Annotated in this window: 6 protein-coding genes; all 6 read right to left on the reverse strand. The window is 59.4% G+C overall.

Translation table 11 applies throughout. From position 1 onward, the window contains the following. Window positions 1-125: 125 nt before the first annotated feature. Window positions 126-1,649 carry a histidine ammonia-lyase gene (hutH, locus tag ACM6IR_RS22355; protein WP_414909706.1) on the reverse strand — a complete coding sequence of 508 codons (1,524 nt, stop codon included), beginning with the start codon at window positions 1,647-1,649 and terminating at the stop codon, window positions 126-128. A 144-nt stretch (window positions 1,650-1,793) separates the two neighbouring features. Next, entirely contained in the window at window positions 1,794-2,624 is an 831-nt protein-coding gene (locus ACM6IR_RS22360) for a quaternary amine ABC transporter ATP-binding protein (protein WP_414909707.1), read from the reverse strand. Continuing rightward, window positions 2,621-3,472 carry an ABC transporter permease gene (locus tag ACM6IR_RS22365; RefSeq protein WP_414909708.1) on the reverse strand — a complete coding sequence of 284 codons (852 nt, stop codon included), beginning with the start codon at window positions 3,470-3,472 and terminating at the stop codon, window positions 2,621-2,623. Before ACM6IR_RS22365 ends, ACM6IR_RS22360 begins: the two co-directional genes overlap by 4 nt. 70 nt (window positions 3,473-3,542) lie before the next feature. Continuing rightward, the gene (locus ACM6IR_RS22370) at window positions 3,543-4,511 is read right to left on the reverse strand and encodes an ABC transporter substrate-binding protein (RefSeq protein WP_414909709.1); all 969 of its coding nucleotides are present in this window, start codon (window positions 4,509-4,511) and stop codon (window positions 3,543-3,545) included. 68 nt (window positions 4,512-4,579) lie between these two features. After that, complete coding sequence (locus ACM6IR_RS22375; protein WP_414909710.1) at window positions 4,580-6,052, reverse strand: purine-cytosine permease family protein; 1,473 nt, start codon at window positions 6,050-6,052, stop codon at window positions 4,580-4,582. A gap of 150 nt (window positions 6,053-6,202) precedes the next feature. Further along, window positions 6,203-6,290: hypothetical protein (locus ACM6IR_RS22380; RefSeq protein WP_414909711.1), on the reverse strand; the 88-nt coding region annotated here is incomplete at its 5' end.

Raw genomic sequence — 6,290 nt, forward strand, 5'->3', positions numbered from 1 at the left:
CAGTCATTTCATGCTCCTTTTGAGAGTTTGTTGGTAACTAACCAGACGCTCCGGAGATATCCGTTGTCCGTCGCCTCCCGTCTTGTAGTGGGCTGCGCCTTGGCACGCTGGTTTTTGTGTCGAAATCAGTTCAGGTTGGGTAACGCGTTTTTCAGCAAAACCGGATCTTTCAGGACGCCAGCGGCGGCAGCGATATCGGGTGCCAGCCAGCGGTCCTGGTCATAGGCCGGAACACGTTCGCGCAGCAATCGCCACGCGATATCGGTGCCAGCGCCAAAACGTTGTTCCTTGAGGAATTCAAATGCCTGGGCCGCCAGCAGATATTCGATAGCGAGAATCTGTGTGCAGTTTTCCAACGCGCGATGCAGTTTCAACGCGGCGTTGGTGCCCATGCTCAAGTGATCTTCCTGCAGACCCGAGGTCACGTAGTTGTCGAGCACGGCCGGTTGGGCCAATTGGCGGTTTTCTGCACACAGCGACGCCGCGACGTACTGGACAATCATCATCCCGGAGTTCACACCCGGATTGGCCACCAAAAACGCGGGCAGGCCGCTGACGTGCGGGTTGATCAACCGGTCGAGACGACGCTCGGCGATGGAGCCGATCTCGGCCATGGCAATCGCCAGCAAATCTGCCGCCAGCGCCACTGATTGACCGTGCGGGTTGGCCTGGGACACCACTCGAAAGTTGTCCGGCGTGCCCAACAGCATCGGGTTGTCGGTGACCGAGTTGAGTTCGGTTTCGATTTGCTTCCTGGCGTGCTCAAGCTGATCGCGAGCGGCGCCGTGAACTTGCGGGATCGAGCGGATGCTCAGCGCATCCTGAGTACGAATGCCTTTGCTGCTGGCAATCACTTCACTGCCATCGAGCAATGCCCGCAGATTGAGACCGACCTGCTGCATACCCGGATGCGGTTTCAGCGCGATGATCTCGGCATCGAACGCGGCGATCTGGCCGCGCTGGGCTTCAAAACTCATGGCACTGATCACGTCGGCCCACTGCACCAGATGCGTGGCGTCAGCGAGCGCGAGGCAGCTGAGGCCGCTCATGCACGGCGTGCCGTTGACCAGGCACAACCCGTCTTTGGCGCCGAGCTGCACGGGTTGCAAGCCTTCTTCGGCCAGGGCCTGCTGCGCAGAAACGATCTGCCCGCGATAGCTGACGTTGCCGACACCCAACATCGCGATGCTGATGTGAGCCATGTGCGTCAGGTAACCCACCGAACCCTGGGATGGCACTTGCGGGGTGATGCCGCGATTGAGCAGCGCCAGCAAGGCTTCAACGACCTGACGGTGAATGCCGGATTTACCGTGGCTATAGTTGCGGATCGCCGCGCACATGATCGCGCGGGTCTGCTCGTCCGCCAATGGCGCACCAACGCCACAGGCGTGGCTGAGCAAAGTGTTGCGCGACAGTTGGCTGAGCTGCTCGTCTTTGAGCGATACGTTGCACAGCGCACCCAAACCTGTGTTGACGCCATAGGCGCGTTCGCCACTGACGACAATGCGCTGGACGATGGCCTGGGCATTTTCGATCCGCGCCCAGGTCTCGGTCGACAGCTCAAGCTGTGCGCCATGACGGGCTACCGCGACCACATCCTGCCAACGCAACGGGGCGTCGGCGATAACGATTTTTTCAACCTGGGACATCATTGACCTCGTGCGTATAACTTGAATATTGATGCAGCTTTGCCGACGCCTTCGCGGGCAAGCCTCGCTCCTACAGGCGTTCACCGTGCATTTGTAGGAGCGAGGCTTGCCCGCGAAGAGGCCGCCACGAACACCGCAAATCTCTTAAACCACCGCAGCCCGCCGCTGTACGAACCGGTCCACATACTCATCCGCCGGCGAATGCAGGATTTCTCGCGGCGTGCCGACCTGAATCAGACGGCCATCCTTGAGGATCGCGATGCGGTTGCCGATGCGCACGGCCTCGTCGAGGTCGTGGGTGATGAAGACAATGGTCTTGTGCAGGGTTTTTTGCAGTTCCAGCAATTGGTCCTGCATTTCAGCGCGGATCAGCGGGTCGAGCGCACTGAACGCTTCGTCCATCAAGATGATGTCGGTGTCTGCCGCCAAGGCACGCGCCAGGCCCACACGCTGACGCATACCGCCCGAAAGCTGATGCGGGTATTTATTCTCATAGCCCTTGAGGCCCACGGTGTTGATCCAGTGCAGCGCGCGCTCGGAGCACATTTGCTTGCTTTCACCACGCACTTTCAGGCCGTAAGCGACGTTATCCAGCACGGTCTTGTGCGGCAGCAAACCGAAGCTCTGGAACACCATGCTGATCTTGTGTCGACGAAATTCGCGCAGGGCTTCCATGTCGTATTGCAGGATGTCCACGCCGTCCACCAGGATCGCGCCGCTGGTGGGGTCGATCAGGCGATTGAAGTGGCGTACCAGGGTCGATTTACCGGAACCGGACAGGCCCATGATCACGAAGATCTCGCCGGTGCCGATGCTCAATGACAGGTTATTCACGCCGACCACGCAGCCGGTTTCGGACAGCACCTGGTCTTTGGTTTTGCCCTGGCCGATCATGGCCAGCGCATCCTTGGAACGGTTGCCGAAAATCTTGAAGACGTTTTTGACTTCGATTTTGCTGATGGCTGCGCTGCTCATTTGCTCACCTCATGCCGTGGCCGACCATACGCCTGAGTAATGCGGTCGATGACCACCGCCAGAATCACGATCGCCAGACCGGCTTCAAGGCCACGTCCGACGTTGAGGGTCTGAATCCCCACCAATACGTCTTCACCCAAGCCACGGGCACCGATCATCGAGGCAATCACGACCATCGACAGGGCCATCATGGTGGTCTGGTTGATCCCGGCCATGATGCTCGGCAGGGCCAGCGGCAGTTGCACGCCAAACAGTTGCTGCCAACGGTTGGCACCGAAAGCGTTGATCGCTTCCATCACTTCACCGTCAACCTGGCGGATGCCCAGATCGGTCAGGCGGATCAGCGGTGGCGCAGCGTAAATCACGGTGGCGAAAATCGCCGGCACCTTGCCCAGGCCGAACAGCATCAGTACCGGAATCAGGTACACGAAACTTGGCATGGTCTGCATGATGTCCAGCAACGGCATCAGCACCGAACGCAGACGATTGCTGCGCGCCGAGAGAATGCCCAGCGGAATGCCGATCAGCACCGAAATGACGGTCGCCACCATCATCAGCGCGAGGGTCTGCATCAACTTGTCCCACAGGCCGACCGCGCCCACCAGGAACAGCAAGCCGACGATCACGGCGGTGGTCACGACTTTGCGGGTCGCGTGCCAGGCAATGCCCGCCACGATGGCCAGCATCAGCCACCAAGGGGCCGCACGCAGCAGGCCCTCAAGATTGACGATGGCCCACAACAGGGTGTCGGAGATGTGCCGGAACACGTCGCCGTAGTTGGTGACCAGCGAATCGACCCAACGGTTGACCCAGTCGGCGATGGAAAAGGTAAAGCTTTCAGGAAACATAAGAGGCTCTCACTCAAGGGGTTGTGATCAAGCGTCCGACTGCCGTCACCGGCAATCGAGGAGGCTCAACCTACAAGGCCGCGTCGATTTTCCTGGCTGCGTCTTCGCTCACCCATGCGTGCCAGACTTCAGGATGTTCCTTCAAGAAGATCTTGGCCAGTTTTGGCGACTCGATCCGCTCTTTGGTCATGCGTCCAAGGTTCTGGTTCAGCAGGTCGATTGGCAGGTTGACCTTTTCCAGCACGGCCACCAATTCCGGGGCTTCGTCGTGGAAGGTCTTGGACAGGCCGACCTTGATGTTCACGGTCTTGTCCACGCCGGGTTTCTCTTCGAGTTTGACCACGTCGATCTGGCCCATCAGCGGCGTTGGCGACCAGTAGTAGAACAGGATCGGCTCGCCACGCTTGTAGCTCGACAGTACGGCCGCATCCAGCGCCGGGCCGGTGCCTGGGCGGAAGTTGGTGTAGGTGCTTTCCAGGCCGTAGCTTTTCAGCATTTCGCTGTTGTCCAGTTCACAGGTCCAGCCGGCCGGGCAGTTGTAGAAACGGCCCTTGGACGGTTCTTCCTGATCCTTGAACACGGCGGAGTATTTGGCCAGGTCAGCAATGTTTTTCAGGTCCGGGGCCTTGGCTTCCAGCTTGCGCTTGGCGTCGCCTTCGATCACGTAACGCGGCACGTACCAGCCTTCAACGGCGCCTACGACAGGCGCGCCGACGCCGACGACCTTACCGGCCTTCTCGGCCTTGTTCCAGACCTCGCTGCGGCCGACCCACTCTTCGGCAAACACTTGGATGTCGTTGCTGCTCAGGGCGTTTTCCATGGTGATGGAGTTACCCGGCAGGCTGTCGGTCTTGCAGCCGTAGCCTTTCTCCAACACGACCTGCAATACGTCGGTCAGGAGCATGGCGCTTTCCCAGTTCAGGCCGGCAAATTTCACCGGTTTACCCGACTCGCACCAACCGGCTGCCTGGGTGGCGCCAGCACTGGCCAGCAGGCCCATGGAAAGCAATGTGGTCAGCAGTCTCTTATTTGATTTCATTATGGGACGCTCCTAATCATTAATTGGCTTACGGCAGTCAAGCGGCATCCAGCCCTGTCGACGTCCAATCAGGCCTGCGCAACAGCGCCGCCAGCCCCGCTTGCTCCAGATACTGCAACGTTGTCCTGCTCGAGCGGCAGGATCAAACGATCAGGTACTGCTCCATGCCACTTCTTGGCCGCGAAGTAGTACATCGCGGCCGGCACCACCAGGCCGATGATCCACGAGATGTCGGTATCACCGAGGCTCGCCACCAGAGGGCCGGTGTAGAAGTGGGTGGAAATGAACGGCATTTGAATCAACACGCCGAACACGTAAATCGAGATGCCCATGACATTCCACCGACCGTAACGACCGTTCGGGTTGGACAGCGCCGGGATGTCATAACGCTCTTTGGTAACGCAGTAGAAATCCACCAGGTTGATCGCGCTCCATGGCGTGAAGAACGCCAGCAGGAACAAGATGAACGCGGAGAATTCCTTGAGGAACGAGTCCTTGCCGAGCAATGCCAGAGCAGTAGCCAAGGACACCATGATGAAGATGTACAACAGGCGTACCGCACTCGGAATGTGCCGGCTGCCGCGGAAGCCGCTGATGATCGTCGCGATCGACATGAAACTGCCATAGGCATTGAGCGTGGTCACCGTGACCTTGCCGAACGCCACCGCGAAGTACAGCAGCGCTGCAACGATGCCGGTGCCACCGAGGCTGACGATGAACGACACTTCGTGATGGGCAAACTGCGAACCGGCCAGGGCGGCGGCAAACACACCGAACACCATGGACGCCTGCGCCCCGAGCACCGAACCCAGGCCCACGGCCCAGAAGGTTTTCACGGCCGAGGTGCTGCGCGACAGGTAACGCGAGTAGTCCGCCACGTAAGGGCCGAACGCGATCTGCCAGGAGGCCGACAGCGATATCGCCAACAGGAAACTTGCCAGGGAGAAATGCTTATTACCCAGCAACGCCATAATGTCGTTGCCGGCCAACAATTTGTAGAACAGATAAACGAACGCGATCACGCCCAACACGCTGGCGATCCGGCCGATGCCATGAATCACCCGGTAGCCGAAGATGGTGAAGACCATGATGCTGCCTGCGAACAGCACGATGCCGACCCAGTCTTCAACGTGGAGTAACTGCGCCACGGCTTGCCCCGCCAGCAGCGAACCACTGGCCGAGAAGCCGATGTACATCAGGCACACCAACACCAGGGGAATCACCGCCCCATACACGCCAAACTGCACGCGGCTGGAGATCATCTGTGGCAAGCCCAGCTGCGGCCCCTGCGCTGCGTGCAACGCCATGACGCCACCGCCGAGCAGTTGCCCGACCAGCAAACCGATCAGCGACCAGAACACATCCCCACCGAGTACCACCGCCAATGCACCGGTGACAATCGCGGTGATTTGCAGGTTGGCACCCAGCCACAGGGTGAATTGGCTTAACAGACGACCGTGTCTTTCCGCTTCCGGGATGTAGTCGATCGAGCGTTTCTCGATCAACGGTTTACTGCCTGCACGTTCGCTGCTAACAGCCATGGTTCAACCTCTGTGGATTGTTTTAGGTAGATCGGTTGTTGTGTTGGCTACTGTGGGAGCGAGCCTGCTCGCGAAGGGGCCAGCACATCCAGCATTGATGCTGGCTGACCCACCGCTTTCGCGAGCAGGCTCGCTCCCACAAGTACTGGTTTACTTACCGGTGATCATCGGCAGGTTCAGGCCCTGCTCCTTGGCGCAATCGATCGCGATCTGGTAACCCGCATCGGCGTGACGCATG

Origin of the sequence: Pseudomonas sp. IT-P253 (assembly GCF_949768125.1) — a bacterium.
Classification (GTDB): Bacteria; Pseudomonadota; Gammaproteobacteria; order Pseudomonadales; family Pseudomonadaceae; genus Aquipseudomonas.

What these genes read in the sequence shown, in the direction of transcription:
- hutH (WP_414909706.1), bottom strand. Translation starts at nt 1,649, where the DNA reads ATGTCCCAGGTTGAAAAAATCGTTATCGCCGACGCCCCGTTGCGTTGG.
- ACM6IR_RS22365 (WP_414909708.1), bottom strand. Translation starts at nt 3,472, where the DNA reads ATGTTTCCTGAAAGCTTTACCTTTTCCATCGCCGACTGGGTCAACCGT.
- ACM6IR_RS22375 (WP_414909710.1), bottom strand. Translation starts at nt 6,052, where the DNA reads ATGGCTGTTAGCAGCGAACGTGCAGGCAGTAAACCGTTGATCGAGAAA.
- ACM6IR_RS22360 (WP_414909707.1), bottom strand. Translation starts at nt 2,624, where the DNA reads ATGAGCAGCGCAGCCATCAGCAAAATCGAAGTCAAAAACGTCTTCAAG.
- ACM6IR_RS22370 (WP_414909709.1), bottom strand. Translation starts at nt 4,511, where the DNA reads ATGAAATCAAATAAGAGACTGCTGACCACATTGCTTTCCATGGGCCTG.